Origin of the sequence: Paraburkholderia sp. BL18I3N2 (assembly GCF_003001875.1) — a bacterium.
Lineage (GTDB): Bacteria > Pseudomonadota > Gammaproteobacteria > Burkholderiales > Burkholderiaceae > Paraburkholderia > Paraburkholderia phytofirmans.
On record NZ_PVNC01000005.1, the window covers coordinates 37583 to 64079 of the forward strand.

The window sequence follows — 26497 nt, forward strand, 5'->3', positions numbered from 1 at the left end:
ACGCGAGCATTGCCGGATATTTAACGGCCCGAGCGGCCGGCTTACAGGGAGCGATCTGATGGTGGCCAATCCTACTGTGCTGTTTCCGGATCGGGTTGAAGCAGCCGCGCCTGCGACCAGCGAAAAACTGCTCGCGGTCGAAAACGTCAACCTCGAATACCGCACGCGTGAGCGGATCGTGCGCGCGACCCATGACGTGAGTTTCGACGTCTACGGCGGCGACCGTTTCGTGCTGCTGGGTCCGTCCGGTTGCGGCAAGTCCACTTTGCTCAAGGCGGTAGCGGGTTTTATCGAACCGACGTCGGGCAGCATCTCGCTCGACGGCCAGATTGTGCGCGGTCCGGGCGCCGATCGCATTGTCGTGTTCCAGGAGTTCGACCAGTTGCCGCCGTGGAAGACCGTGCTGCAGAACGTCGCTTTTCCGCTGCGTGTCGCGAAGAAGCTCTCGCGCGCCGAGGCCAACGAGCGGGCGCTGCATTATCTGGAGAAAGTCGGGCTCGCGTCGTTTGCGAATGCTTATCCGCATACGTTGTCGGGCGGCATGAAACAGCGCGTAGCGATTGCCCGCGCGCTGGCCATGCAGCCGCGCGTGCTGCTGATGGACGAACCGTTCGCGGCGCTCGACGCGCTGACTCGCCGCAAGATGCAGGAAGAACTGCTGCGTCTGTGGGAGGAAGTGAACTTCACCTTACTGTTCGTCACGCACTCGATCGAAGAGGCGCTGGTGGTGGGCAATCGCATTCTGTTGCTGTCGCCGCATCCCGGCCGTGTGCGCGCGGAACTCAACAGCCATCAATATTCGCAGGACAGTTTCGGACGCAGCGATTTTCAGCGCAGTGTCGCGCGTATTCATCATCTGTTGTTTGAAGAGACGGAGGCTGGGCAATGAGTTCTTCCGCCACTTTGCTGCCGCCGGTTCGCGAGGAGTACGAGCGTCCGCTCGAACCGCTCGGTGAACTCGTGCTCGAAGCTCCGCTGCCGCTCGGCAAGCGCATTTTCGCGCAGAGCTGGTTGCGCAAGACGCTGATTGCGCTGCTGTTGATCTGCATCTGGGAAATCGCCGCGCGTGCGATCGACAACGATCTGCTGCTGCCTACATTCGGCGCGACGTTCAGTGCGTTCGTACAAGGCGTGTGGTCCGGCGAACTGCTGCAAAAAACCGCCGTGTCGATGTCCGTGCTGCTGCGCGGCTATCTGCTCGGCGCGGCGCTCGCCTTCGTGCTGACGTCGCTCGCGGTGTCGACGCGTCTGGGCCGCGACGTGCTGTCGATGCTGACGGCAATGTTCAACCCCTTGCCCTCTATCGCGCTGTTGCCGCTTGCGTTGCTGTGGTTCGGCCTCGGCACCGGCAGCCTGTTGTTCGTGCTGGTGCATTCGGTGCTCTGGCCGCTCGCGCTGAACACCTATTCCGGCTTTCAATCGGTGCCGGCGACGCTGCGCATGACGGGCCGCAACTATGGGCTCACCGGCATGCGCCACGTGCTGTTGATTCTGGTACCGGCGGCGTTGCCGGCGATTCTGGCGGGCTTGCGGGTGGGTTGGGCGTTTGCCTGGCGCACCTTGATTGCCGCTGAACTCGTGTTTGGCGCGAGTTCAGGCAGCGGCGGCCTCGGCTGGTACATCTTCCAGAATCGCAACGAGCTGTATACGGACCGCGTTTTCGCGGGCCTCGCCGCCGTGATCGTGATCGGCTTGCTGATCGAGCACCTGGTGTTCGACACGCTCGAACGCGTGACCGTGCGGCGCTGGGGCGTGCAGCACTGAGGGATCGTCAAGGCGCTGAACGCGCACGCCGTACCGGACGGGCGGCGGCGCATTGCATTGACGAGTACGATAGTGCGGCAGGGCGCGTGCATACGACTAACGCTGCGCCGCACAAAACCTGGCAAAAACTCCCGGTTGCTCTCGCTGCCGCCGTGAACTACAAATCTAAAGCTGCGCCACGGTCCGCCGCCAACGGGCCGTGCATCTCACTGACACACGATGTTCCGTAACAAGGCGAGCGACCCGTCCGTGACGGTGAATACGCGAACGCCCTGGTCCAGAACCGGTTAGACAAGGAGAGCTCGTCATGGGTATGCGCCCAGATCCCACGTTCCATGCGTCACCGAAACTCGCGATGGAGGCGCCCGCGGAAGAGTACGCCTACACGGTGCTTCTCAGCCCCGACTTCTCGCAACCCGACGCGCTCGCCGTGATCGACGTGAAGCCTGGCTCGCCCACTTACAGCCAGGTCGTTCACACCGTGCCGGTGCCGTACAAGGGGGACGAGTTCCATCATTTCGGCTGGAATGCCTGCTCGTCGTCGCTTTCGCCGTTGACCGGCCACGCGTTCCTCGAGCGACGCTATCTGATCATTCCTGGCATGCGGTCTTCGCGCATCTACATCGTGGACACCCATCCGCATCCGACCCAGGCGAAGATTCACAAGATCATCGAGCCCGAGGAAATTTTCCGCAAAACCGGCTACTCGCGCCCGCATACCATTCACTGCGGGCCGGAGGGGATTTACGTCAGCACGCTAGGCGGCGCAGGGGAAGATGGCACCGACGGGCCGCCGGGCATCTTTATCATGGATTGCGAAACATTCGAGGTGCTCGGCCGCTGGGAGATCGATCGCGGGTCGCAGGAGAAGCACTACGATTTCTGGTGGAATCTGCCGCGCGACTATATGGTGTCGAGCGAATGGGCGTTGCCGCCGCAATTCGAGAACGGCATCGTCCCCGAGGATCTGCTGTCGAACAAATACGGGCACCGCATCCACTTCTGGGATCTGCGCGGTCGGCGCAATGTGCAGACGCTCGATCTCGGCGCGAACCATCAGATGGCGCTCGAAGTGCGGCCCGCGCACGATCCGAGCCGCGAGTACGGGTTTATCGGCGTGGTGGTCGATACGACGAATCTGGAAGGCTCGATCTGGACCTGGTGGCGCGAAGGGGGCGAGTTTCACATCGAGAAGACCGCGACTATTCCACCCGAACCGGCGGCCGCCGAACAGTTGCCGCCGTTGCTGCAGGGTTTCGGCGCCGTGCCGCCGCTCGTCACGGACATCGATCTCTCCATCGACGACAAATTCCTTTATGTCGCCTGCTGGGGCACCGGCGAGATGCGCCAGTACGACGTGACGGAACCCCGCAAGCCGAAGCTCACGGGCTCGGTTCATATCGGCGGGATCGCACGGCGCACGCCTCATACGAACGGCAAGAACTTCGCGGGCGGCCCGCAGATGGTGGAGATCAGCCGCGACGGCAAGCGTGTCTACTGGACCAACTCGCTCTATTCGACGTGGGACAACCAGTTCTATCCTGACGGCGTGCCGGCGGCGCAGGTCATGGCGCGGGCCGAACCTGGCGGCGGCCTCACGTTGGCCGACGACTATTGGGTGACGTTTCCGGACGGATACCGGGCTCATCAGATCCGGCTCGAAGGTGGAGACTGCTCGACCGATTCGTTCTGTTACCCGTCGGTGGGCGTTTGATTGGGGGAGGCTGGTCGCAGACCGGCCTGTGGCTGGCCATTCTGGCAAGCGGCCTCTATCACGGGATCAACCCGGCGATGGGGTGGCCGCTCGCCGTGTCGAGCGCGCTGATGGAGCGGCGCGCGCGGGCGCTGTTCAGCGCGCTCGTCTATCTCGCGGTGGGGCACGTGCTGGCCGTGTTACTGGTGATGCTGCCGTTCGCCATGCTAACCATCCTGCTCGCCTGGCAGCGCGCGATACAGGTCGGCGCCAGTGTGCTGGTGATCGGCTTCGGCGTGTTTCTGCTGATCCGGCGTCGCCATCCGCGTGTCCTTGCGCGAATTCCGCCGTCACGGCTCACGCTGTGGTCGTTCGCCGTCGCCATTGCGCACGGCGCCGGACTGATGCTCGTGCCGATCTATCTCGGGCTGTGTAGCGCTTATGACATGGATCGAGGGCATCGGGCCGCGCAAACCCTGATCGAAGCCAATCTCGGCATGGCGCTGCTCGTGTCGGGCGTGCATGCCTGCGCGATGATGGTTGCCGGTGGGCTTCTGGCCTGGCTGGTCTATCGTTACCTGGGGTTGAAGTTCGTGTCGCGCAGCTGGTTCAATCTGGATGCGGTGTGGGCGTTAAGTCTTGTTCTGATTGGCGCGCTCTCGCTGGCGCTCAATGCCGCGGTGGTCGGCGAGGTGTGAGCGGCGCGTGTGGGCGTTTCTGCTGGCGGACCCTTTGTCTAACTTCCAACACAACGGGCCGGCGTGTACCGGCCCGTTGTATCGTCAGGTGCATATGGCGACGTTGAGCGATACCAGAAGCACCGCGTCGTCGATCACGCTGGCTTGATGAGGCCGAGTTGCTGCAGGGCGGTGACGCCGTCGTCGAGTCCGATTTCTTCAACGATCATGCCGTCTTTGAGCCGTAACACGGTCGTGCCGGTAAAGCGCATGGTCCGGCCAGTCGCCGCAGGCAACGATCCGATGAGGAAGTCGCGGAACGCCGGACCCGTATGTGTGCCGCCACCTTCCCAACGGCCGACGACATAGTCCCCCTCGGCGATGAGATCGGCGGCGCCCCAGAAGTTGAGGTCCGGGAATGCTTCACGAAAGCCGCTCATGAAAGCCTTGATGTCTTCGCGGCCACGGCGCGGTTCGTGCAGCGAGTATTGAAGAAGCATGTCGGGTGCGGCGAGTTCGTCGACGATGTCGAGGTTGCAGGTCTTGCCCCAGAAGTCGGTAAACCAGCGGCCCACGACGGCCTTGTTGTCATCTTCCCTGGACATGGTGAATTCCTCATTGAATGTGGTTGAACGAGGGAAACGCCATCGCTGCCCTCTGTGATGAACAATATGGGCGCAGGCAGTCGGCCGCCTTCCGTTTCTTGCTGCAATACTCGCGTCGAACGCGGTTGCCGAGCGCATTTCGCCGATGGCCGCGCGAACAGATTTCAAAGCGGCGTGGAATAGATCGCCATGGTGAAGCGTTGTATCGGCAGCCCAGATGAACCGGTCGCCTGCACAACGACAGGTTCGTCAACGCGCGTTTCGAGCTCAGCCGAAACCTGCGCCGCCCGAACCGCCGGCGGTTCCCATCGACGTGACGCCGAGTGTTTGAAGAGAGGCGAGCCAGTTACAGGCTTTCACCGTTTCGAGTCAGAAGGAGCATCGCCATGATTCGTTTGTCACGCAGAACCCGCCATTCGATCAGCGTTATGTGGCTGTCGGCCGTGGTCGCCACGTCGGCCGGCGCCGCGCCGATCGACCCACCCGATGGGCGCGCGCTCCTGAGCACGACCGCGTCCGGCGTGCAGATTTACTCGTGTGAATACGATGCGAATCACACGCTCGGCTGGGTGTTCCGCAGTCCGCGCGCAACCTTGTTCGACGCGGCCGGGAACGCGGTGATCGAGCATTCGGCGGGACCCTCGTGGGAAGCCCGCGACGGCAGCCGGATCGTGGGCCATGTTCTCGCGCAGATGCCGAGCGAAGCGCCGAACGGCGTGCCACAGCTGTTGCTGGAAACACAGTCCACGGGCGCGAAAGGCATGTTGAGCGACGTGCGTTATGTGCAACGCACGATGACCGCAGGCGGCGTTGCGCCGACCGCGCCATGCACCGTCGAACATGCGACGGGCAGTTCGCCTTACATCGCCACTTATACTTTTTTCAAGTAGCAAGCGGCGACGGATATCGTGTGCGCGAGGCGGATCATTGGTGCGTTGTTTTCGAGCGGGCTGAGTTCGCAGGCGGAATCAGCCGCCAGGTCAGCAACACCACCAGACCGAAAGCGACGTATAGAAGCGTGAACACCCAACCCGGCAAATCGTAGTAGAGCAGGCGATTCACCCAACGCTGGATGAAGCCTTGCGCGATTCCTTGCCCATCCAGCGAACCCGTACGCAGCCAGTCCTCGAGCGTCGTCAACGGGCAAGCGATACCCAGCAGCGACAGCGTGGCGACGATAACGATCGCCGACAGATGAACGAGCCGGAAAAGCCGCTGGCGTACCCACTTCCAGCCAAGGGCCGAGCCCAGCCAGATCGCGACGAACCCGCACACGATGAACAACGCCAGCAGCGCGTGCACGACAAGCACCGCATCGGCCAGCCCGATCATGATCGGCTAGCGCGTCTTCAGCGCCGGTGGCGCATCACTTCCCAGCAGTCGCGATGGTCCATCCGCCTGAGCTGCCGCCGCCTGCTCATCTCGCGCCAATAATGTCCGGCGACCAGTAGCATGGCGACGCTCAACCCGCATAGACCCACGACGATTCCCGCCGCTGATTCGGCCATGCAACACTCCTTGACTGTGCAACTGATCAAGCGATACGTGTTATTCGTCGTTCAGGAGACGAGCGGCGGCCTTCAGAAATATTTGTCCGTCAGCGGTAATGAGCGGGCGTTGTTGCCCGGAAGCGAGGTCTTCCAGCGTGACGAGTTGGCGCTCCAGAAGCGCTTCCAGATCGGCACCGTCCAGACTCAGCAGATCCGGTGCATCCTTGAGCAACATGAGGGTCGCAAATTCGTGTGGACTGAGCATCGTCGTCTCCTGGCTGAGCTTGTTGCCTGGCTGGGAACCTGATCCGTTGGCCTCGCTTGGCGAGCAGGATCAATTCGGTGGTGTCGGCTGCGCGATGTCATCGTGCATTTGCACGGCATGTCGCGCGCCGAGGTGCCCATCTTAATGCTCAGGCCCACGAAAGATCAACATATGGGAAAAGCTTTTTTCGATCCGCTTTGCGTCATGGGTTCGTCAGCGCATACTTAATGCGTGCGAGATCTGTCCTGACGAATAGTCTGGCAGCGCTTCCAAACGCCAGCCTCGCTACTCGAAGCGAGGCCCGTGTGCCGGGCGCTGCGATCGAAACCTGAAGGAGATAACAGTTGACCACCTTCGTCCTACGTAACGGCGCGCTTCTCGATCCCACCCGTCCTGATCTGCTGGAAGGCTTTGAAATTCTCATCGAGGATGGCTTCGTGCGCGAAGTGTCCGACAAGCCGATCAATAGCAGCAAAGCGCATGTAATCGACGTCAAAGGCAAAACGATCATGCCGGGTCTGATCGATCTGCACGTGCATGTCGTTGCTATCGAATTCAACTTGCCACGCGTGGCGACGCTGCCCAACGTGCTCGTCACGCTGCGCGCCGTGCCGATCATGCGCGCGATGCTGCGCCGCGGTTTCACCACCGTGCGCGACGCGGGCGGAGCAGGGTATCCATTCAAGCAGGCGGTCGAGTCGGGACTCATCGAAGGTCCGCGCCTTTTTGTGTCCGGCCGCGCGTTGAGCCAGACGGGCGGTCACGCCGATTCGCGCGCCCGCTCCGATTACATGCCGCCCGATGCCCCCTGCGGATGCTGCGTGCGCGTGGGCGCGCTCGGCCGCGTGGCGGACGGCGTCGATGAAGTGCGCCGCGCCGTGCGCGAGGAACTGCAGATGGGCGCGGACCAGATCAAGATCATGGCGTCGGGCGGGGTGGCTTCACCCACCGATCCCGTCGGCGCATTCGGTTATTCAGAAGACGAGATCCGCGCCACCGTCGCCGAAGCAGAGGGACGCGGCACGTATGTGCTCGCGCATGCCTATACCCCCGCGGCAATCGCGCGCGCCGTGCGGTGCGGCGTACGCACGATCGAACACGGCAACCTGATCGACGAGGAGACCGCACGCCTCGTCGCGGAGCACGGCGCGTATGTCGTGCCGACCCTCGTCACTTACGACGCCCTTGCAAGCGAAGGCGAGAAATACGGACTGCCGCCGGCCAGCATTGCCAAAGTCGCGGACGTGCATGGCGCCGGTCTGCACTCGATCGAAATCATGAAGCGCGCCGGCGTGAAGATGGGCTTCGGCACGGACCTGCTCGGCGAGGCGCAGCGGCTGCAAAGCGATGAGTTCCGGATTCTGGCCGACGTCATGTCGCCGGCCGAAGTGATCGCGAGCGCGACGCTCGTCGGCGCGGAAGTGCTCGGCATGCAGGACAAGCTCGGCAGAATCATGCCGGGCGCGCATGCGGATGTGCTGGTGGTCGACGGCAATCCTTTGAAGTCCGTCGATTGCCTGTTGGGTCAGGGCGAGCATATTCCGTTCGTCATGAAGGATGGCCGGATCTTCGTCAACGAACTCGAAAGCGCTTGACCGTATGAGCGCGCGTGCGCGCCGCCCCTCGTGTCCTGATCGGAGCCTGCCCATGTCGATGATTGCCGCCCGTATCGAGCGATTGCCGTTTTCAGGTTTTCACCGCCGTCTGCTGCTGATGGGCGGCCTCGGCTACACCTTCGACGCGATGGACGCCGCCGTGCTCGCGTTTCTGCTGCCGGTGCTGCGCACGCAATGGGGACTGACGAGCGTGCAGACGGGCGTGCTGGGAAGCGGTACGTTCATGGGCTATTTCGTCGGCGCGATGCTCGCGGGCATGCTCGGCGACATCATCGGCCGACGCAAGGTCATGATGTATGCGCTCGTGATTTACTGTGTCGCCTCTCTTGCCAGCGCGTTCGCGAACGATTGGGGCTTTTTTCTGGCGACGCGTATTGTCGCCGGCCTGGGGACGGGAGCCGAGAGCGCCATCGTCGCTCCGTTTCTTTCGGAGTTCGTGGCGCGACGGTATCGCGGCAGTTTTACCGGCAGCCTCGCGGGATTCTTCTCGTTTGGCTTCGTGGCGGCCGCATTGCTCGGTTATCTGGTGATCCCGCTCGCACCCAATGCATGGCGCGCGGTCATGGTCATCACCGCACTGCCCATCGTGATGCTGCTCTGGTGGCGCCGCGCGTTGCCCGAGTCGCCGCGCTGGCTCGAGGCGCGCGACCGGCACGCGGAAGCCGATGCGATCGTGTCGCGGATGGAAACGGAAGTGCTGAAAGCCGGCGTGCAGCTGGAGCCGTTGCCTGCCGCGCGCGAGGAAGCGGTTCCTCTCGCGGCCGGACGGGCTTCGATCATCGCGAACGTCAAGGCGTTGTGGGCCGCGAAGCTCGCGCGCATCACGGCCATGACGTGGCTGATGTGGCTGTCCATCACGTTCAGCTATTACGCGTTTTTCACGTGGATTCCCGGCTTGCTGGTTCAGAACGGAATGACGATCACGCGAAGTTTTTCATATTCGCTCGTGATTTACATTGCGCAGATTCCCGGCTACTTTTCGGGCGCGTGGCTCAACGAGAAGATCGGCCGGCAGGCGACGATTGCGTCGTACATGATATTGGGCGGCATCTCCGCGCTCGGACTTGCGTTGACGGGCACGGATACCGGCATCATGGTGTCGGGCATCCTGCTTTCGTTCTTCATGAACGGCACCTATGCCGGCGTTTATGCCTATACCCCGGAAGTGTTTCCCACCGACGTGCGCGCGACGGGCACCGGGCTCGCGTCGTCGATTGGCCGGCTGGGCGCGATCGCCGCGCCTATCCTCGTCGGGTACGTCTACCCGCGGCTGGGTTTTGCGGGCGTGTTCGGTGCAACGACGCTGGTCCTGCTGATCGGCGCGATGGCGGTGTTGCTCATGGGCGTACCGACTCGCGGAAGATCGCTGGAAGACATTGCAGCAGGGCAAATCAACCCGTGAAAAAATCAGGCGCGACTATCGCGACGACCAGTCCGCCTGCGCGCCGTAGCGCAAGCTAGCGTTCAATCCACTTGGGGCTGAACGCGAAGCACCGCGTCCAGCCCACAAAAACCCTTAAGCGCGGGTCGGCGCGACGGCTGCGCGCGGCCGCAGCGTCGCCATGATCAGATACGTGCCGCCGCCTATCAGCACGCCGAAAAACCAGCCATAGGTATTCCACGAGACCGGCAGCAGCGTGGTGAAGTTCGGTAGAAAGGTCGAAAACACGCTGCCGATCGCTGCCGCGATCAACGCGTTGACGTTCCAGCCGCCTTCGTAACGGTACTCGCCGTACTCCTGATAGAGCGCTGCGACGTTGATGTTGCCCTTGGCCACCAGATAGTAGTCCACCAGAATGATCCCCAGCAGAGGGCCCATCGTCGCGCCGATGGCGTTGACGAAGTGTGCGGCGTTGCCTTCCCACGGCGCGAACGGGTAGAGCACCAGCGCGATGGTCGCGGCAATATAGCCGCCTTTCTTGAAGCTGATCTGCCTCGGGAAAACGTTGGAGATGTCGAACGCGGCCGAGACGAAATTGGCGACCACGTTGATGCCCAGCGTGGCGACCGCGAAGGTCAGCGCCGCGATGAGCGCCAGTACCCAGCTGTCGAACTTGGCGGAGATCTGCTCGGGGTGCAGCAGCACCTCGCCGTACACCTTGAAGGCGGCGATGGTGGTGATGCCGGCCACCAGCGAGAACGCGATCAGATTGACCGGCAGGCCCCACAGATTGCCTTTCTTCACGGCATCGCGATTCTTGGCGTAGCGCGAGAAGTCACAGAAGTTCAGGTACAACGCCGCGAAGTAAGTGATCCAGGTCGCGCCCACTGCCATCAGCGCCCAGAACGAGCCCGGCTCGCCGCTGACACCGGCATCTTTGGTTTTGTCGAGCAGCACGTCCATCGGAATGCCGTGCGAGAACGAGAAGCCGCCGGCCTTCACGCACAGCCCGATCGCCAGAATCAGCATCGCGACCCACACCGCCGGGCCGGCCCAGTCCTGAAACTTGCGCACCGTCTCCATGCCTTTCTGGATGATGAGCAACTGCAGCGCCCAGATGACCACATAGCAGATCACCTCCAACCCTGAGTGGCCGAGGAAGTGCGTGCCCTTGTAGAACGCCATCATGCTGTCGTTGCGGATGAGCAGCGCGACCAGCGCACCCGCGGCCGCCGCCGTCTGCGCGCCGTACCAGAAGCAGGCCACCACGGCGCGCACCAGCGCCGCAAGATTGGCGCCCCACACGCCGAAGGACGCGCGCGCCAGCACCGGATAAGGCACGCCGGTCTTCTCACCGGCGTAGCCGATCAGGTTCATCAGCGCGAAGATCACCAGCGAGCCGATTCCGATCGCCAGCACGAAGTTGGTGAACGTGCCGCACAACAGGAACAGGCTGGCGGCGAGGTAGTAGCCCCAGAGGCTGTGCACGTCGGAGGTCCAGACGTTGAAGATGCTGAAGGCACCCCAGTTGCGCACCCTTGAAGGGGCAAGATCTTCGTTGTAAAGGCCGGGCGAAGGGTCGCGGATTTCCATCTTTCATCTCCTTTGAGTTCGTGGAACTGAGGAAACGCCGCCGGAAGTCCCCGGGCGGCAATACCCCCGCGTCTGACGCAGGCTCGTATGCAAGAACTGTATGCAGTTTGATGCGCGGTTCTGAATGGGTTAACCCTTAAGCGAGAGGCATGCCGGCGCGAACCGGCTGCCAATGGAGCGTCTCTGGGCGATATGCGCGGAAGCGCACAGAGTGACCCGGGGCGCAGCGCTAGTCTGATGGATGCCGCAGAGAAGTCTCGCCGACATCAGGGAGCCGCGCTGTCGCGCGGAATGCAGCGTTTACGCCATCAGGTGCCACCGATGCGTCTCCAAGCCGCTCACTATGCGTTGCTCCTCGCCTGCGGATGCCTGACTCTCGCGGATGCATTTGCCGACGATGCCGCCGGTGTCGTCAAGACGGTCAAGGGCACCGTGCAGATCGAGCGGTCCGGAGCAAGTTCGGGCGCGGCTATCGGCAGCGAGGTGTATGGCAAGGATCGGATCGTGACCGGCCCGCAATCGTCCGTCGGCATCACGCTGCGCGACACCACCCAACTCTCTGCCGGCGCCGATACCATTCTCGACCTCAATCAGTTCGCCTTCAATACCACGACCCATGGCGGCGTGCTCGACGCTTCCGTCAAACGTGGTTCTCTCGCCGTGATCTCCGGCAAGCTGGCGAAGGCGAATCCGGATGCCGTTCGTTTCAGTACGCCGACTACCACGCTCGGCGTGCGCGGCACCGAGTTCATCATCGAAGTCGGCGATAAAGGGGAGGGGGCACGTTGAAGGCCTCGATCCGACGTTACGGGCTGGCATGGGCAGCGGCATTCGTCATGCTGGCTTCGCTGGCCGCGTGTAGTACTCCGGACAAAATTATTTTATTGCCGGATCCCGACGGCAAGGTCGGCGCGGTCGTGGTCCACAGCGCCACCGCAGAGCAGACCATCGACAAGGCTTACGCCGGCGTCGACGTCACCAAAGGCGGCAGCATCGAGCCAACGGTGGATAGCCAATCCACCGTGCAGGCACGTTATGGCGAGTTGCTCGCGGCCCGGCCGCCGCGGCCCATGACATTCACGATCTTTTTTCTGTTCGACTCCGCCACCGAATTGGCCCCGGCGTCGGCCGCCACGGTGCAGAAACTGAAAACCGTCCTCGCGACCTGGCCCGCGCCTCAGCTCGTGGTGGTCGGTCACACCGATCTGGCAGGCTCGCAGGAATTCAATGACAGACTTTCCATGCAGCGGGCACAAACGGTTGCCGCGTTCCTCATCAAGCAAGGTATTCCTGCTCAACGGATCGAGACCGCGGCCCGCGGCAAGCGCGAGCCACTGGTCCCTACGGCGGATGGGATTGCCCATCGCATGAACCGGCGCGCAGTCATCACCATCCAATGACCCGCGCCAGTCTGGGTGCTGAATGGCCTTGCCGTCGATGAAACGCTATTTCGCCCCACAGGTTGCGCGGATCAGGCGTCTGCTGAGGAGGGCCCAAGGGCGCCCGGTGGCGCTGGCGTTGCTGTTCGGCCTGAGCCTGCTCAATCTGACCAGCGAATGGCCGAGCGACATTCCGCGCCCGGCTTTCGTCGACGCGCTCGACGCCGCGCTGCCCGATTCCTTCAAAACCGCCCGGCAAATTCTGTTCAACCAGTATCAGCGTCACTACCCGCGGGTGCCGACTGCGCAACCCGTGACCATCGTGGAGATCGACGAGGAGACGCTGGCGAACGTCGGTCAATGGCCGTGGCCGCGAGACCGGCTCGCGGCTCTGGTCGACGCGATCGACGCACTGAAACCGCTGGCCATCGGCCTCGACATTTACATGCCCGAGCCGGATCAGACCTCGCCCGACAAGATTGCCGCCGCTCTGCCGAAATCGGCGGCGACGCTCGCCGCCGGCTTGCGGGCGCTGCCGAGTCACGAAGCCATTCTCGCGCGCTCGCTGCGTGCGGCGCCCACCATACTGGGCGCCGCACCGCTCGATCATGCCGGCCTCGGCGCCCGCACCGACATGCGCAGTGCGCCGATCCTCGTGCATGGCGCCGACCCGCTCGACTCGGTGCAACGCTTCGACTATGTGCTCGCCAGTTTGCCGGAATTGCAGGCGGCGGCTCACGGACAGGCGATGCTGAGCGTGGCGCTCGAACAGGGCGTGGTTCGGCATATTCCGCTCATCATGGGTTTGAGGGAGAAGCTTGTTCCCAGTCTGCCGATGGAAATGCTCCGCCTCGCCACCGGATCATCGGCGATCGACGTCTTTGCCGACACATCGGGCGTGCAGGCGGTGGGCGTCGCGGACGTGCAGGTGCCCACGCAGCCCGGCGGTGACATCTGGTTGCATTTCGCGTCCATTCGCTCGACGCTGAGCCGCTACGTGTCGGCACGCGACGTCCTGCAGGGGAGCGTCGATCCCGCCCGGATCCGCAACAAGCTCGTGCTGGTCGGCCTGACCGGCGCGGGCGTGACCGACATGCGCACGACCGCGCTGGGGGAGCTGGTGCCGGGTATCGAAATTCAGGCGCAAGTGATCGAGACGATTGTGGAGGAGCGTTTTCTGCGTCGGCCCATCTGGCTGAAATGGGCGGAAAGCGCCTTCATCATGACGTTCGGGCTGCTGATCATCTGGTATGTGCCGCAGCGTCAGTCGCGGTTCGCGGTGTTCATGCGAACCGTGCCGAAGGGCTCGACCGTTCTGGGCTTATTGCTGCATCTGCTCAATGTGCTGTGCTGCTTTCTGATTTTTATCCGGTTCGGGCTGCTGGTCGATGCAGCCTCGATTTTCATTATCCTGTCCGCCGTCATGGGCTGCTTTCTTACGCCCGCATTGCTTCATGCCGACGAACCAGGCAGGAGGGAAAACGCGCCGGCGCAGCGGCGTGAAGAAGGCGGTGATCGCACTGGCAAAGCGCCAGGACCTTGAGGAAGACTCTGATTGCAGGTGAAGCGCGCCCCCCTGAATGATGTCGGGTTGCAGCACATCCGGCTGCAATTCTACGAGTCATCCAGGCGAGCACGAAACGCCATTATTCCATCGAATCGTGGCGTCTGGGTGACCACGCGAATTATCGCGATGGTGGCGAAATTCTCGTTGAGCGCGCGGGGCGAGCGCGTCTCGCCACGCTGCAATGCAACGAATCGAACTCCATTTTGCTGCACTACGTCAAGGCGTAGTCCACCGATCTGCCACGTCCGGCACCCACGCCGCAAAGTAACCGTATATACTGTTTATACCGTTATTTTTCAGGGAGATTTTGATGAGTGAACCGAGCGTCAAGAAAGCAACGAAGAAGACCTTTCACTTCCCGAAGGGTGCCGATGCCGCGTCCGAAACCGAGAGCGGCGTGGCCGAACCCGCCGCGACCGTCGCGGTAAAGAAGAAGAGCGCAAGCGCAAAGAAAGTGTCGAAGGCTAAGAAGGTTGCAGCCGACGCGGCGGTGCCTGTCAAGGCAACCGTGGCGGTCAAGGACAAGCGCGCGAAGAAAGAGAAAGTCGTGCGCGACAGCTTCACGATGCCGAAATCGGATTACGACAAAATTGCTGCGCTGAAACAGAAATGCCTGGCTGCCGGCGTGTCCGTGAAGAAGGGCGAAATCCTGCGTGCTGGATTGCTTCTGCTCGAATCCGCGGCGCTGAAGCGTCTTCTGGCAGCGGTGTCCGCCGTCGAGCAGGTCAAGACTGGCCGTCCTGCGAAGTCGTAGGTTTCGACGAGCACCGGGGTGGTTCGATCAGCGAGCGACGTGGCTTCCGAGATCCACTGCCGGGTGGCAGCCGCTGGGCAGTCTCGATGCGCCGTTGGACGCCATGGTCAGCACTTCAACGATCCCCTTCGTTGAAGTGCTGACCGGCAGCGTGCCCACCTCCGTCACCCTCGCCCAGGTACAACGCGTAATTTCGTTGCTGGGCATCGGTTCGTCGCCATCGGCAAGCGTCGCGACAAATACGTGGTGGCAGGTGTGGATGCCGGTGAAGCCGAACAGGTACCGCATGTCCATCGCATGAAGGCGCGTTTCCTCCATCAATTCGCGCAGCGCGGTCTCACGCAGATCTTCCCCTGCCTCGGGCTTGCCGCCGGGTAGCGACCAGCGGGTGCCTTCCCGGCTGACCAGGAGGATTCGCCTGCCAAGCTGGCAGACAACAGTTGCTCGTTGCTTCACGGTGTCTCTCATGTTTTTTGCCGCGTTATGCCGAGCACGCCGCATGCCCGGTTCGGGCGCGGCGGGCCGCACAGCGGTCACTATCGTCGGGATGGCGGCAAAATCTCCGCGCCATGCCGCCCGTCCGGGCCATGGACGGTGCAACCATCGATCGTCGTTTTAAAGTGTGACAATAGTGTGGCGCCGGTGCAGCGGAGACCCTCGTGTGCAGCTTGGCGCCGACGATCGAGGGCGATTGAATTCACGCGACGTCGGTAGTGATCCGGTTGCGTGCGGCGGTATCCGCGAGGCTTTCCAACGCCTCGCTTCCGTCCTTGCGAGCGGCGTCTTCAACCGCGAAGGTTGTTTCGCTGAAGGCGATCAGTTTGAATCCGCTTCCCTTCGCGCGCGGAACCGTGATGCCCCAATGCCAGCCTCCGGCTTGCTCGAAGACATGCAATACGGGGACGGTTGGAGTGTGTGAAGACTGAGAAGTCGTCATGGCGCATTCTCCCGTCATATTGCGGCCGTGAGTGCACAATTGCAGTTGCCCCTTCTTTAGTCTACAGGTATTTTGCTGCACCGCAATATGTCGACCGTGGTAAAAATGTCGAATCGTGAGCGTCACAATTTTGAAAAGATTCGCCGCTCAGCAAGATATGCGAATATGAATTGACGAATTATCGATCCAACATGATCTACGGGGGCTCCATGAGTAGCCATTCGCTCATTTGGGCAGCGGTGCCGCACAATAGCGACGGCGTCGTCTTTCAGATTCGCATCGTCCACGGACTTCAACGTTTCCATGTATCGCGCCGCGCGCTCGAAGATGCGTTCGATCTCGAACCGCGCGCTTCGGACGCGAAGCAACTGCAGCATTTCTATTCGCATCTGACGCGCATCCTGGCTCGAGCCAGCGAGAAGCGTTCGATCTGCGGTTTAGATACGGTGCCACTTCAGGCGGCCGATTTCACGTCGACGAGCAGAGACTCGTTCACATCGAGTCGACATGCCATGGCACGAAGCGCGGCTTAAGCGACGGCACTGACGAGACTGCGTCTACAGCCAACGCCAGATGCCCGCGGCCCAGCCGGTGAGCGGGATATGTGCCCAGGTCGCCGCGAGCCAGACGACCAGGCCGCCCAACAGCGCGTGCATGCCGAAGCCGCCCAGCTGCGCGCGGCCGGCGGCGATCGCGGCGAACGGCAGGTAGCTGGTCTGCGATTCCCATGCGGGCCACAGGTCCGGTTGAAGCCGCTGCTTCTTCCGGTCCTGCAGCGCGGCGCCGACGAGCGCGAGAATCACCATGGCCGCTGCGAGGACGACGTTCTTGGCCACCGGAAACACGGCGATGTGACACAGCCCCCACAGCGCGATCGACCACATCATCGGGTGGCGCGTTACCGCGAACACGCCGCGCGCGGTGTCGGGAAACGCACCAGGCCGGCCGCCTGTAGGCAGCGCCGGATTACGGATCAGGGAACCCATCAGCAGGACCGACGCAATCAGCATCAGCACGGTCGCAATCGCCCAGAGCACGTCTCCTACCGGCCATAGCGGTGCGGAGAGCGGCGCCTTTGCGTAAGCCACGATCAGCCAGCCGAGCGTCACGAACGCGATCAGCGAATACACACCCAGGAATGCCGCTTCGCCGATTGCGCCGACCAGCGGTCTGCGCAGCGGATGGGAGAGGAGAAAGTGACTGCCCAGAAAGGCGATTGCCGCTGCCGCAACTGCGCTGGTGCTTCCCATTGATCGGGCTCCTCAGGTCGTTGACCGTAGCGCCGTCATTGTCGACGGCGCGCTGCATGGGCTCTCGACCTTGAAGCAAGGTTTTGCCCGTCCGCCACTCTCGCACACTCCACCATCCTGCCGCACAAAAACAAACGGTGCGGCTCCGATACAACGGAGCTCGCACCGTAACCTGGCAATCTATCTTCACCCGATTGGGTAGCGTTGCGTCAGGGCTGCAACCCTGACGCAAGCGCGGCGCCCGTTCAGGCGAGGTCGAAGCGGTCGAGGTTCATCACCTTGACCCACGCGGCGACGAAGTCGCGGACGAATTTCTCCTTGCCGTCCTCGCTTGCATAGACCTCGGAGAGCGCGCGCAACTGGGCATGCGAACCGAACACCAGATCGACGCGGCTGCCGGTCCACTTCACCGCACCGGTTTTGGCGTCGCGCCCCTCGAAGACGTTACGGGCCGGCGAGGTCGGTTTCCATTCCGTACCCATGTCGAGCAGATTGCGGAAGAAGTCGTTGGTCAGCGTTTCCGGCTTGTCGGTAAAGGCGCCTTGCGGATTCTGCCCGGTCCCGACGTTCAGCGCGCGCAGCCCGCCGATCAGCACCGTCATTTCAGGCGCTGTCAGCGTCAGCAATTGCGCCTTGTCGATCAGCAATGCCTCAGGCGAGACCTTGATGTTGCTCTTCAGATAATTGCGGAAACCATCGGCAACGGGTTCGAGCGCGCCGACGGATTCCACATCGGTCTGGTCCTGCGAGGCGTCCATGCGTCCCGGTGCAAACGGCACCGTCACCTGATGCCCGGCGCTCTTTGCGGCTTGCTCGATGCCGGCACTACCGGCCAACACGATCAGGTCGGCGAGCGACACCTTCTTGCCGCCGGACTGCACGCCGTTGAACTCGCTCTGGATGCCTTCGAGCGTCTTCAGCACCTTCGACAACTGCTCGGGCTGGTTGACGGCCCAGTCTTTCTGCGGAGCGAGACGAATGCGCGCACCGTTGGCGCCGCCGCGCTTGTCCGAGCCGCGGAAGGTGGACGCCGACGCCCAGGCCGTCGACACCAGTTGCGACACGGACAGTCCCGACGCCAGGATCTTCTGCTTGAGCGAGGCGATGTCCTGTTCGTCGACCAGCGGGTGGTCGACTGCCGGAATCGGGTCTTGCCAGATCAGTTCCTCGGCGGGCACTTCCGGTCCGAGATAGCGGGCGCGCGGTCCCATGTCGCGGTGCGTCAGCTTGAACCATGCGCGCGCGAAGGCATCGGCGAGCTGGTCGGGATTTTCCAGGAAGCGCCGCGAAATCTTCTCGTAGGCCGGATCGAGGCGCAGCGAGAGGTCGGTGGTGAGCATTGTCGGGCGCTGCTTCTTCGAGGGATCGTGAGCGTGCGGGATCGTCTCGTCGGCACCCTTGGCGACCCATTGGTTGGCGCCGGCCGGGCTCTTGGTCAGTTCCCATTCGTACTTGAACAGGTTCTCGAAGAAGTTGTTGCTCCACTTCGTCGGCGTGGTGGTCCAGGTGACTTCAAGGCCGCTCGTGATGGTGTCGGCGCCCTTGCCGGAGCCGTAGCTGTTCTTCCAGCCTAGCCCCTGCTGCTCGAGCTCCGCGCTCTCGGGTTCGGGACCGACGTTATCGGCCGGACCGGCGCCGTGCGTCTTGCCGAAGGTGTGGCCGCCGGCGATCAACGCGACGGTTTCCTCGTCGTTCATGGCCATGCGACCGAAGGTTTCGCGGATGTCGTGCGCGGCGGCAAGCGGGTCCGGGTTGCCGTCCGGGCCTTCCGGGTTGACGTAGATCAGGCCCATCTGCACGGCGCCCAGCGGATTTTCCAGGACGCGTCCGTTGTCGTCGCGGCTGACCTCTTCGCCGTGCTTTTCCACGTCGGCGACGATTACGCCGCCGTCGTCTTCATTGCCCGCGGCGCCCTTGCCATAGCGGACGTCGCCGCCCAGCCAGGTCTTTTCGTTGCCCCAGTAGACGTCCTGATCCGGCTCCCACGTGTCGGGGCGGCCACCGGCGAAGCCGAAGGTCTTGAAGCCCATGGTTTCGAGCGCGACGTTGCCGCTCAGGATCAGCAGGTCGGCCCAGGAAATCTTCTGGCCGTACTTTTGCTTGATCGGCCAGAGCAGGCGGCGCGCCTTGTCGAGGCTGACGTTATCGGGCCAGCTGTTGAGCGGTGCGAAACGCTGCTGGCCGCGCCCGGCGCCGCCGCGGCCATCGCCGATGCGGTACGTGCCGGCACTGTGCCAGGCCATGCGGATGAAGAGCGGACCGTAGTGGCCGAAGTCGGCCGGCCACCAGTCCTGCGAATCGGTCATCAGCGCGGCGAGATCCTTCTTTACCGCGGCCAGATCGAGGGTTTTGAAAGCCTCGGCGTAGTTGAAGCTGCCGTCCAGCGGGTCCGACTTGCTGGAGTGCTGGCTCAGCAGATCCAGCCGCAGTTGCTTGGGCCACCAGTCGCGGTTCGTCGTGCCGCCGCCGGCGGCATGGTTGAACGGGCACTTTGCTTCGCTTGACATGCGCTATCTCCTTGTGAGGACGTACCCACTATTCGTTCTGTTGCGGCGTCTGTCTTCTATGGCGCATTGCACGATCCCGCGCCGAGGGCAGCCGGAACATTACCTAGTGGGCTCTTGTGAGTGTACTGGGTGTACCGCTGCGATTACATGACGCACATGCTTTCCATCCGATACGCATGTCGTGGCATGCTTTTGGCGAGGAGAGTTCGCGTCGTCGGGCCTGCTGCTGCAACTCAAAATATAGGTGAGACTCACCATCAATAGAATGAGATTAAGGCAATGCCGCCGATAGTACACGCCTATGAAATGCCGCGTGCTTTCGCTGCCATAGCGTGTGCTGACTGGCCCCATTGCTGGGGCGGCCGAAGAGGGTGGCGTCGCGGTAGAGGAGAAAACAGAGCTGGGCGGTTGACCGAAAAGTCCACCAGGTATCAAAGGCGGCGGAAGGCGGCGCTTATCCGTTCAGTTCGGCGACAAGACGGGTCAGGCGGGCAATGCGATAGCTGAACAGCGGCGCGTGCGGACAGTTTTTCAGATGTTCGACGCGATCGCGCCAGTAGGTGGGCGGGAACGGTTCACGCGACGCGCAGGCGATCACCCGTTCCAGATGAACGAGTTCGCTTTCGAAAATGTGGTGGTGCATTGATTTGAATCCCCGTGAATGGCTAGTGTGGTCCGCTCACGGCGTCGCTAACGATCTGACGCCGCGTAGGGTTGCAAAAAGCAGATTCCGTTCACGCAGTGGATCTGCGTGGTCATGCAATGCAAGAGGCCGCTGGTCTGACGATCCAGAAAAAAATCTGTCGGGATGGCCGGCCGTGCAATGCCGCCGGCCGAGGATTCGAATGCCCCGCGAAGGATCGGTGAATGCGCCGCGCGTGACGCAGCCTGATAAAAAAAGCAAGCCGCCGCTGCTTGTCCCGCAAGGGAAGGCAACGACGGCCGCACCCCGTGACAGCTCGCCTGGTACATAGCCAGACGGAGTCCGCCATTTCGCCGTGAGGCATCGCGACGATCTTCTCTATGGAAGCATTCGGTCGCGATGCGTCGACACACGACAGTCACAGCTACAACAACAGCACAGCCCTCTCTCGGTCTGTTGCCAACGACACCGCGTCGTTGGACTCGATCCGCGCGTCAATCATGGTTCGGATCACTAACCGAACGGCCTCGGTAAATACACCGGGGCCAGGGTTCGGCTACGTCGGCGATTCAGCAGTAGTCAGCACGTCGCCGGACGTGGGTGTGTCGAACGCTTTGCAGCGCGTGATCTTGTTGGTCTCTCAGGTTCCCCCGGCTTGTCGGACGGATTTGCTACATGTTCCGGAAGCCGCCTGTCCAGCTTGCTTATTCAGGCGACATTTCGTCTCAATATTTAAGCAATGACCGTGCCAAGCCTTTAAACCGTAGTCAGGTGGGCATGCAGGCGACTTTTGGACTGGCGATTGGTCAGTCTCGTCCATGCCTTGCCTCAAGATTGGACGATTTCGTCCAATTGACCGTATTGAGCATGACGAGGGGGCGCTTTCGTCCACATGGGGACGAAAGCGATGAGGAGGCGGGGGAGGTGTGGCACCGGGAGAGCGGAGGGATCCGGCGCGGTATGCTTGCCGCGCCGGACCAGCACGACGTGAGAAGCGCCCTACGACTGCAGACTGACCTTGCTATAAGTCAGCCGGCTGGGACGTACCTTCATCCGCACGAGCGAGACGAGGAAGCTGAAGCCGGCCTGATTCGGATCGATCACCGGCACATAAGCGCCGAGCGCCTCGGTGAGCAGCGTGGACACGCGGCTCGCGACGTCCACGAAACCTGTGCAGCCGAGCAGAATGGCCTGCGCGCCGTCGTCCTTGATCGCCTTCAATGCCGCCTCGAAGGTGCGAACGACCACCACGTCGACGTTGTCGAGCTGCGAGACCGGGCAATCGATCGCGCGGATCGACGCGAAGTTGTCCTGGATGCCGTAGGTCTGCGGATGACCGCGCTGCATCGCCAGCGTGCTTTGCAGGATCGTGATGATCGAGAAGCGCTGGCTGAGCGCGAGCGCGGTGAAGGCCGCAGCGGGAAAGCCGCCGATGATCGGAATATCGATCACTTCGCGCGCGGCCTCGACGCCGCACATGTCGAAGTCGGTCAACCAGATGCCGTCGAAGCCGTCGTTGGCGATCGCCTGCGCGAGTTCGACCACCGGCATGCCGTTCTGCAGCCAGTTCGTGCGGTTCTCGATATCGGGATGCCCCGTGGCGATATTGCGGATCTCGACCTGCACGTCCGATGGCAAGACCGGCGCGATGGCCTTCATGATGCGGTCGTTGTAGGCCGACGTGGCGACGGGCACGAGCACGCAGATGCGGATAGGGGAGTTCAAAGGCGCAGTCAAGATGCGTCTCCCTTACGTGCGGACTGCAGCGAATGGAGCGTTTCAAGCGGCACATACGGCCCGAGATAGCCGAGCGTGTTCAGCAGCTGCATGAAGCTGTCGAGAATCAGGCCGGGCTTGCGCAACTCGGCTTCGGCACGCCAGGCGATCAGCGTCACGGGGCGCTTGCCGATCACCGGGTTCAACGAACCGTCGTCCTGGAGCAAATCGCCGTTGCTGAAGATCGCCTGACCTTCGCCGCCGACGAAATACGCGACGCTGTCCGGCGACAACACGATCGGCTGCGGATTGGCGCTGTCCCACGCGAGCAGCGACTCGTTCTGATACAGCACTGTATAGGTCCGCGCGCCGGCCTGAATATGCACCTTGCCGACGTCGAAGCCGCCGCTCGTATCGACCTCGGCCGAAACGAGTTCGCCGGGCTCCGAGATGGCGCGCGCGGCGAGTCCGCAATGCTCGGCGAGATAGCCGATCATCTGCTGCGCGCTGCCGATCCGGCCGGCTTGCAACGCGCGCCCGAGTTCCAGCGCGCGCGTCAAGGTGCCATGAATCGGTGTGGCGCGGCGGATCTCGGCCGGCTTCATCACCCACATCGCGAGGCCGCCGAACTGGCCGAACTCGGGATCGGCGACGACCGGACGCATCATCTGCTCGACGATCGCCGACACGTCGCGTTGATGGGTCGGGCCGCCCTGATTGCTGTTGCGCGGCGTCACGTCGAGTTCGACGCACAGGCCTCCCTGGCTCACGAGAAACGCCGGGCGCGGATCGATCTCGGCGGCCGCGAAGGTGAGCATCGGCAGCGAGGGCACGGCGCGGCCGGCGCCGTCGGCGTCGATCACCGCGAGGCCGAGCTTCGCCGCCACCAGCGCCGCCACCGTGAAGCCCAGCGCGCCGCTTTCCGGCGGCATCACGTAGGCGAGCTTCGTCGATTGCGACGCGAGCCGGGCCTGGACGTTCTGCACGGCCGTCACGGGGCCGAGCGGATACGTCGCGGAGTTGATCGCTTCAGGCGCGCCGAGGTAGGCGACCATGACGGCCGCGCCTTCGGTGGCCTCGTCGACCGACACGACCTTGACCGTGTCGGTGGGGTAATAGTCGCCGGTCACGAAATGCTCGGCGAGATGCCGCGCGGATTCGATCGTGCCGCCGCCGCCGCTACCGAAGAACGCTGCTCCCAATAGCAGCGGTTCCAGATCTTCCCGGCGTAATTCATATGCCATTTGCGATTCCTTTACTGTCGAGGTTGAAAGACGCATCCAGCTGAAGTTCGGCAAGCAGATTCGCGGCGCTGGTGACGCGAGTCGTCGGATCCGTGGTCAGCGAGCGCAGGCCGCGCTCGAGTGTGTCGATGGCTTCGGCGCTGCGGCCGGTGGAGCGCAGCAGATCGGCGAGATAGCGCGCGGCGTCCACACGCGCCGGCACCGAACCGAACGCGAGCGCGGTGGACAGCGCGGTGCGCAGACCGAGTTCGGCGGCGTTCACGTCACCGAGCGCCCACTGCGCGCGCGCCCGGGTCACCAGCAGTTCGCCCAGATAGACGCGCTCCTGGCGGGCGAGGGTCTCGTCGATCGCGGTGGCGAGAATCGCCTCGCAGAGCTTCGCGCGGCCGGCGCGCAGCAGCAGTTCGCCGTGCTGCCATGTCTTGAACGAATAAAACAGCGCACCGCCATTGCACACGACATGGTTGTCGTAGCCGTCGAGCATCACGGTTTCGGCTTCGTCGGAATGGCCGAGCGCGCTGAGGTGGCAGGCGCGCAGCACCTGGCCGACGCCGCGATAGAACGCGAAGCCGTTCGCGATCGACACCGATTCGAGTTCGCTCGCGAGATGGCCGAGCCGGTCCACGTCGTCGAACAGGCAGGCGAGCCACGCGGCGCCCTGCAGGTTGACGGCATGAGCGAGCGCATGCGTGCCCGGTTCGGATGCGCGCAGGATCAACATCTCCATGGCGCGCCGCGCCTGGCCGAATGCGCCGATCTGATACGCGGCCAGCCCCTCGAAAGTCAACGCGAGGCTGGCGAGATCGATTCCCTGCGAGCCCGTACGGGTGTCGTTGCGCCCCACGCCGAGCAGGTTGCCGCGCGCGAGACAGGCCAGCGCTTCCTCGCTGTCGCCGAGCCAGAAGAGGGTGTTGGTCATCGCGACGTGGGCTTCGTCGAGCGAGACCCGGTCGCCGCCGTTCTGTGCGCGCTCCAGCATGTTCTGCGCGGTGCCGCGCGCCTGCTTGAGTTGGAGCGTCGTCAGCTGCGTGGTCCAGATGCCGAACTGGATCGCGGCGATTTCGGCGGGCTCGCAGACGCCTTCGCCGATCGTCAGCGCGGCGGCGTAGCAGGCGGTGGCCTCCGCATAAAGCCAGCCGTGCACGCTGCGCAAGCTCATGCCGAGCAGCCGGTAGGCGTCGAACTGCAAACGGCGCACGGCCTCCTGTTCGTGAGGCGTCTGAAGCAGGTCGAGGCAGCGGCGCAACAGTGGAATCGCTTCCGCGAACTTCGACTCCTCGATCAGCGCGCTCGCGTGTTCGAGGCACTTGCGCGCTTCCCGGTGATGTTCCTCGCGCGACTTCAGGCGCCGCTCGATGGTCTTGCGCCCCACGCCGAGCATGGTGGCGGCCGCGCTCTTGTTGCCGCTGGTGCGCTCGAGCGCGCGGTCGATCAGCAGGTCTTCGGCGGCGGCGAGCTTGTCGCGGCCTTCGAGCTGCAACAGCATGTCGGCGAGACTCGCGCGCGACACCGGCCCGCTGGTTTCGTTGGCGAGAAACGGCTCGAGCGAGTCGACATCGATCAGCGTGTTTTCGGCGAGCACGCTCAACTGGCTGATCAGATTGCGCAATTGCCGGATATGGCCCGGCCACGAGTGCTGGCAAAGCCGCCGGATGGCGGCCGGCGAGAACTCGAGGCGGCGCGCGTGTTGCGCCGCGAAGTGGGTGACGAGCGCCGGGATGTCCTCGATGCGCTGCTCGAGTCCGGGGACGGCGAGCACGAACACCGCGAGGCGGTAGAACAGGTCCTCGCGGAATAGCCCTTCACGCGCGAGTTCGCGCAGGTCGCGATGGGTCGCGGCGACGACGCGCCCCGCGAAATGCAGACTGTTGGATGAGCCGATCGGACGGAAGGTCCGCGTTTCAAGCACGCGTAACAGTTTCGGTTGCAACGCGAGCGGCAGTTCGCCGATTTCATCGAGCAGCAGCGTACCCTTGCCGACCTGCTGAAAAAGTCCCTGGCGGTTTTCGGCCGCACCGGTGAACGCGCCTTTCACATGCCCGAACAGTTCGGCTTCGACGAGATTCTCGGGAATCGCGCCGCAGTTGACGTCGACGAACGGTTGATCCTGGCGCTGGCTGTGCGCATGCACCCGCCGCGCGACCAGTTCCTTGCCCGAACCCGTCGGGCCGAAGATGAGCAAAGGATGATCAGTCGGGGCGACCCGATCGATCATCCGGACCAGTTGGCGAAACGCCGGGGCGCCGCCCACGAAGGCGCCCGAATCAGCCTTGTCGTGGGCAAACGGAACGACAGGGGGGTAACTCATTGCAAAGCACGCTCCACTTGAACCGCGCGTGGCGCCACGCGGAAATTGCCGTCGAAAGGACGGAGCGGACGGTCATGCATGGATCGCGTTTCCGGTGAAGTCTTCCGGATGCGTTGCTGTGACCGTCCGCCGCAAGAAGAGACAGAGTATGACGGCTTGTTGCCGATCTTGCCCTTTTCCAAATTAATCGTCGCAACCGCGCATTTGCGGATTTCGCCGCAATGTGTTGCGAGCCGTGCAGCGCTGTCCGGCGGGAGGCTGATGAAAGCTTGCGGCGCTGCCGCCGGTTCGGCGGCAGGCGGGGTAGATGGCGTGTAAGGGCAAGGCACGAATGGGTATCTGTGCGACGGCAAAAACGCGCCTGGCGGTTGATGTTGCGTTACCCGGATAACGGCGTCCCAGTCATGTTTCTTGAATAAAAGTGGGCCTGCGGGTCAGGCCGCCGCGCCTCGCAGATCCCTGATGTGTTGATAGACGGTGGCGCGCCCCATTCCGAGTACGTTCGCCACGTAATTCGCGGCGCTTTTCCCTTTGAACGCGCCCTCGGCCCACAACGCTTCGACCAGTTCGCGGCGATGGTCGCGAGTCAGGGAGTTCAGCGCCAGCTGACGCTCCTGCAGCCAGCTGTGAAGGAACGTGTTGATGCGCTCCTGCCAGTCGTCCTTGAACAGTTCCTCGGGTTGCTTCACCACGCCGGCGCCGGAAATGACGCGGTCGATCACGTGCTTCACGTCCTCGAATACCGCGATGTTGTAGTTCACGCACATCACGCCGATGGCGGTCTCGGCGTCGTCGAACAGGACCGTGCTGACGCAGCGCATCCGCCTGCCGTCCCAGTTGATTTTTTCATAAGGGCCGACGGTGCCGGACTCGGCCGTATGATCCATTTCTTCCAGCGCCGACTCGTCGCCGAGCTCGCGCTTGGACAGGTTGTTGGCTATGTAAGCAACGGTCTGGCTTTGCAAGTCATGAATGACGATTTCGACGTACGGGAAAAACAACAGCGCGATGCCGTCGGCGACACGGCTGTATCGATCCAGAAGCAGCCGGCGGGCGGCCGTGGTCTTGGTCTTTCGCATAGGGAGGGATGAAGTTCCGGTTTTCGGAA

27 protein-coding genes are annotated in these 26497 nt (G+C 63.0%); 13 read left to right on the plus strand and 14 right to left on the minus strand.

Features of this window, described 5'->3' with window-relative positions; all coding sequences use genetic code 11:
- Nucleotides 1–58 precede the first annotated feature (58 nt).
- The 4 genes from B0G75_RS15695 to B0G75_RS15710 all read left to right on the plus strand — a co-directional run bounded on the left by B0G75_RS15695 (nt 59) and on the right by B0G75_RS15710 (nt 4155).
- Nucleotides 59–889, plus strand: coding sequence for an ABC transporter ATP-binding protein (locus tag B0G75_RS15695; RefSeq protein ID WP_106306996.1), 831 nt, complete (start codon nt 59–61; stop codon nt 887–889).
- Nucleotides 886–1764, plus strand: a complete 879-nt coding sequence (locus B0G75_RS15700) for an ABC transporter permease (protein WP_106306998.1) — start codon at nt 886–888, stop codon at nt 1762–1764. Before B0G75_RS15695 ends, B0G75_RS15700 begins: the two co-directional genes overlap by 4 nt.
- A gap of 307 nt (nt 1765–2071) precedes the next feature.
- Nucleotides 2072–3478: a selenium-binding protein SBP56-related protein gene (locus tag B0G75_RS15705; protein WP_106307001.1), complete on the plus strand. Its 1407-nt coding sequence runs from the start codon at nt 2072–2074 to the stop codon at nt 3476–3478.
- Entirely contained in the window at nt 3475–4155 is a 681-nt protein-coding gene (locus B0G75_RS15710) for a hypothetical protein (RefSeq protein WP_106307004.1), read from the plus strand. Before B0G75_RS15705 ends, B0G75_RS15710 begins: the two co-directional genes overlap by 4 nt.
- A gap of 134 nt (nt 4156–4289) precedes the next feature.
- Here the strand turns inward: B0G75_RS15710 and B0G75_RS15715 are convergent, their stop codons facing one another.
- On the minus strand, nt 4290–4739 hold the full coding sequence (locus B0G75_RS15715) for an ester cyclase (protein WP_106307007.1): 450 nt from the start codon (nt 4737–4739) through the stop codon (nt 4290–4292).
- Nucleotides 4740–5125: 386 nt separating this feature from the next.
- On the opposite strand from B0G75_RS15715, the gene B0G75_RS15720 reads away from it, so the two are divergent.
- Nucleotides 5126–5629, plus strand: coding sequence for a DUF3455 domain-containing protein (locus B0G75_RS15720; protein WP_106307010.1), 504 nt, complete (start codon nt 5126–5128; stop codon nt 5627–5629).
- Nucleotides 5630–5663: 34 nt separating this feature from the next.
- On the opposite strand, the gene B0G75_RS15725 is transcribed toward B0G75_RS15720, so the two are convergent.
- Genes B0G75_RS15725 through B0G75_RS15730 form a run of 3 tightly spaced genes read right to left on the minus strand, consistent with a single transcriptional unit; the run spans nt 5664 to nt 6494 of the window.
- Nucleotides 5664–6071 carry a DUF2784 domain-containing protein gene (locus B0G75_RS15725; protein WP_106307014.1) on the minus strand — a complete coding sequence of 136 codons (408 nt, stop codon included), beginning with the start codon at nt 6069–6071 and terminating at the stop codon, nt 5664–5666.
- Nucleotides 6072–6088: 17 nt separating this feature from the next.
- The gene (locus tag B0G75_RS40690) at nt 6089–6247 is read right to left on the minus strand and encodes a hypothetical protein (RefSeq protein WP_166799220.1); all 159 of its coding nucleotides are present in this window, start codon (nt 6245–6247) and stop codon (nt 6089–6091) included.
- 40 nt (nt 6248–6287) lie between these two features.
- Nucleotides 6288–6494: a hypothetical protein gene (locus B0G75_RS15730; RefSeq protein ID WP_106307017.1), complete on the minus strand. Its 207-nt coding sequence runs from the start codon at nt 6492–6494 to the stop codon at nt 6288–6290.
- Nucleotides 6495–6838: 344 nt separating this feature from the next.
- On the opposite strand from B0G75_RS15730, the gene B0G75_RS15735 reads away from it, so the two are divergent.
- A complete protein-coding gene (locus B0G75_RS15735) occupies nt 6839–8089 on the plus strand; it encodes an amidohydrolase family protein (RefSeq protein WP_106307020.1) in 1251 nt (416 codons plus the stop codon).
- A gap of 52 nt (nt 8090–8141) precedes the next feature.
- Complete coding sequence (locus tag B0G75_RS15740) at nt 8142–9512, plus strand: MFS transporter (protein WP_106307023.1); 1371 nt, start codon at nt 8142–8144, stop codon at nt 9510–9512.
- Nucleotides 9513–9626: 114 nt separating this feature from the next.
- Here the strand turns inward: B0G75_RS15740 and B0G75_RS15745 are convergent, their stop codons facing one another.
- Nucleotides 9627–11084, minus strand: coding sequence for an NCS1 family nucleobase:cation symporter-1 (locus tag B0G75_RS15745; RefSeq protein WP_106307026.1), 1458 nt, complete (start codon nt 11082–11084; stop codon nt 9627–9629).
- Nucleotides 11085–11321: 237 nt separating this feature from the next.
- Here B0G75_RS15745 and B0G75_RS15750 point away from each other — a divergent pair, with 237 nt between their 5' ends.
- From B0G75_RS15750 to B0G75_RS15765, 4 genes are all read left to right on the plus strand, one after another.
- Nucleotides 11322–11873, plus strand: a complete 552-nt coding sequence (locus B0G75_RS15750; protein WP_258194494.1) for a FecR family protein — start codon at nt 11322–11324, stop codon at nt 11871–11873.
- A complete protein-coding gene (locus B0G75_RS15755; RefSeq protein ID WP_258194495.1) occupies nt 11870–12484 on the plus strand; it encodes an OmpA family protein in 615 nt (204 codons plus the stop codon). Before B0G75_RS15750 ends, B0G75_RS15755 begins: the two co-directional genes overlap by 4 nt.
- 37 nt (nt 12485–12521) lie before the next feature.
- Nucleotides 12522–14006 carry a CHASE2 domain-containing protein gene (locus B0G75_RS15760; RefSeq protein ID WP_258194496.1) on the plus strand — a complete coding sequence of 495 codons (1485 nt, stop codon included), beginning with the start codon at nt 12522–12524 and terminating at the stop codon, nt 14004–14006.
- Nucleotides 14007–14340: 334 nt separating this feature from the next.
- Nucleotides 14341–14784 (plus strand): hypothetical protein, encoded by a 444-nt coding sequence (locus B0G75_RS15765; RefSeq protein ID WP_106307032.1) that lies wholly within the window; start codon nt 14341–14343, stop codon nt 14782–14784.
- 27 nt (nt 14785–14811) lie between these two features.
- On the opposite strand, the gene B0G75_RS15770 is transcribed toward B0G75_RS15765, so the two are convergent.
- Together B0G75_RS15770 and B0G75_RS15775 are read right to left on the minus strand one after the other, a co-directional pair.
- Nucleotides 14812–15240 carry an NUDIX hydrolase gene (locus B0G75_RS15770; RefSeq protein ID WP_258194498.1) on the minus strand — a complete coding sequence of 143 codons (429 nt, stop codon included), beginning with the start codon at nt 15238–15240 and terminating at the stop codon, nt 14812–14814.
- Nucleotides 15241–15481: 241 nt separating this feature from the next.
- Nucleotides 15482–15721 (minus strand): hypothetical protein, encoded by a 240-nt coding sequence (locus B0G75_RS15775; RefSeq protein WP_106307038.1) that lies wholly within the window; start codon nt 15719–15721, stop codon nt 15482–15484.
- A gap of 209 nt (nt 15722–15930) precedes the next feature.
- On the opposite strand from B0G75_RS15775, the gene B0G75_RS41355 reads away from it, so the two are divergent.
- Nucleotides 15931–16254 (plus strand): hypothetical protein, encoded by a 324-nt coding sequence (locus tag B0G75_RS41355; protein ID WP_106307994.1) that lies wholly within the window; start codon nt 15931–15933, stop codon nt 16252–16254.
- Nucleotides 16255–16278: 24 nt separating this feature from the next.
- Here B0G75_RS41355 and B0G75_RS15785 read toward each other — a convergent pair whose 3' ends face one another.
- From B0G75_RS15785 to B0G75_RS15810, 6 genes are all read right to left on the minus strand, one after another.
- Nucleotides 16279–16971 (minus strand): NnrU family protein, encoded by a 693-nt coding sequence (locus B0G75_RS15785; RefSeq protein ID WP_106307041.1) that lies wholly within the window; start codon nt 16969–16971, stop codon nt 16279–16281.
- A gap of 245 nt (nt 16972–17216) precedes the next feature.
- Nucleotides 17217–19478 carry a catalase/peroxidase HPI gene (gene katG, locus B0G75_RS15790; protein WP_106307043.1) on the minus strand — a complete coding sequence of 754 codons (2262 nt, stop codon included), beginning with the start codon at nt 19476–19478 and terminating at the stop codon, nt 17217–17219.
- A gap of 454 nt (nt 19479–19932) precedes the next feature.
- Nucleotides 19933–20121: a hypothetical protein gene (locus B0G75_RS15795; protein ID WP_012433079.1), complete on the minus strand. Its 189-nt coding sequence runs from the start codon at nt 20119–20121 to the stop codon at nt 19933–19935.
- A 999-nt stretch (nt 20122–21120) separates the two neighbouring features.
- The gene (locus tag B0G75_RS15800; protein ID WP_106307998.1) at nt 21121–21846 is read right to left on the minus strand and encodes an aspartate/glutamate racemase family protein; all 726 of its coding nucleotides are present in this window, start codon (nt 21844–21846) and stop codon (nt 21121–21123) included.
- A gap of 8 nt (nt 21847–21854) precedes the next feature.
- A complete protein-coding gene (locus B0G75_RS15805; RefSeq protein ID WP_106307046.1) occupies nt 21855–23081 on the minus strand; it encodes a DUF917 domain-containing protein in 1227 nt (408 codons plus the stop codon).
- Nucleotides 23071–25389 carry a sigma-54-dependent Fis family transcriptional regulator gene (locus B0G75_RS15810; protein WP_106307049.1) on the minus strand — a complete coding sequence of 773 codons (2319 nt, stop codon included), beginning with the start codon at nt 25387–25389 and terminating at the stop codon, nt 23071–23073. The genes B0G75_RS15805 and B0G75_RS15810 overlap by 11 nt, the downstream gene beginning before the upstream one ends.
- A 78-nt stretch (nt 25390–25467) precedes the next feature.
- Here B0G75_RS15810 and B0G75_RS15815 point away from each other — a divergent pair, with 78 nt between their 5' ends.
- Nucleotides 25468–25707 carry a hypothetical protein gene (locus B0G75_RS15815; protein ID WP_106307052.1) on the plus strand — a complete coding sequence of 80 codons (240 nt, stop codon included), beginning with the start codon at nt 25468–25470 and terminating at the stop codon, nt 25705–25707.
- A gap of 116 nt (nt 25708–25823) precedes the next feature.
- Here the strand turns inward: B0G75_RS15815 and B0G75_RS15820 are convergent, their stop codons facing one another.
- A complete protein-coding gene (locus B0G75_RS15820) occupies nt 25824–26468 on the minus strand; it encodes a PAS domain-containing protein (RefSeq protein ID WP_106307056.1) in 645 nt (214 codons plus the stop codon).
- Nucleotides 26469–26497 lie beyond the last annotated feature (29 nt).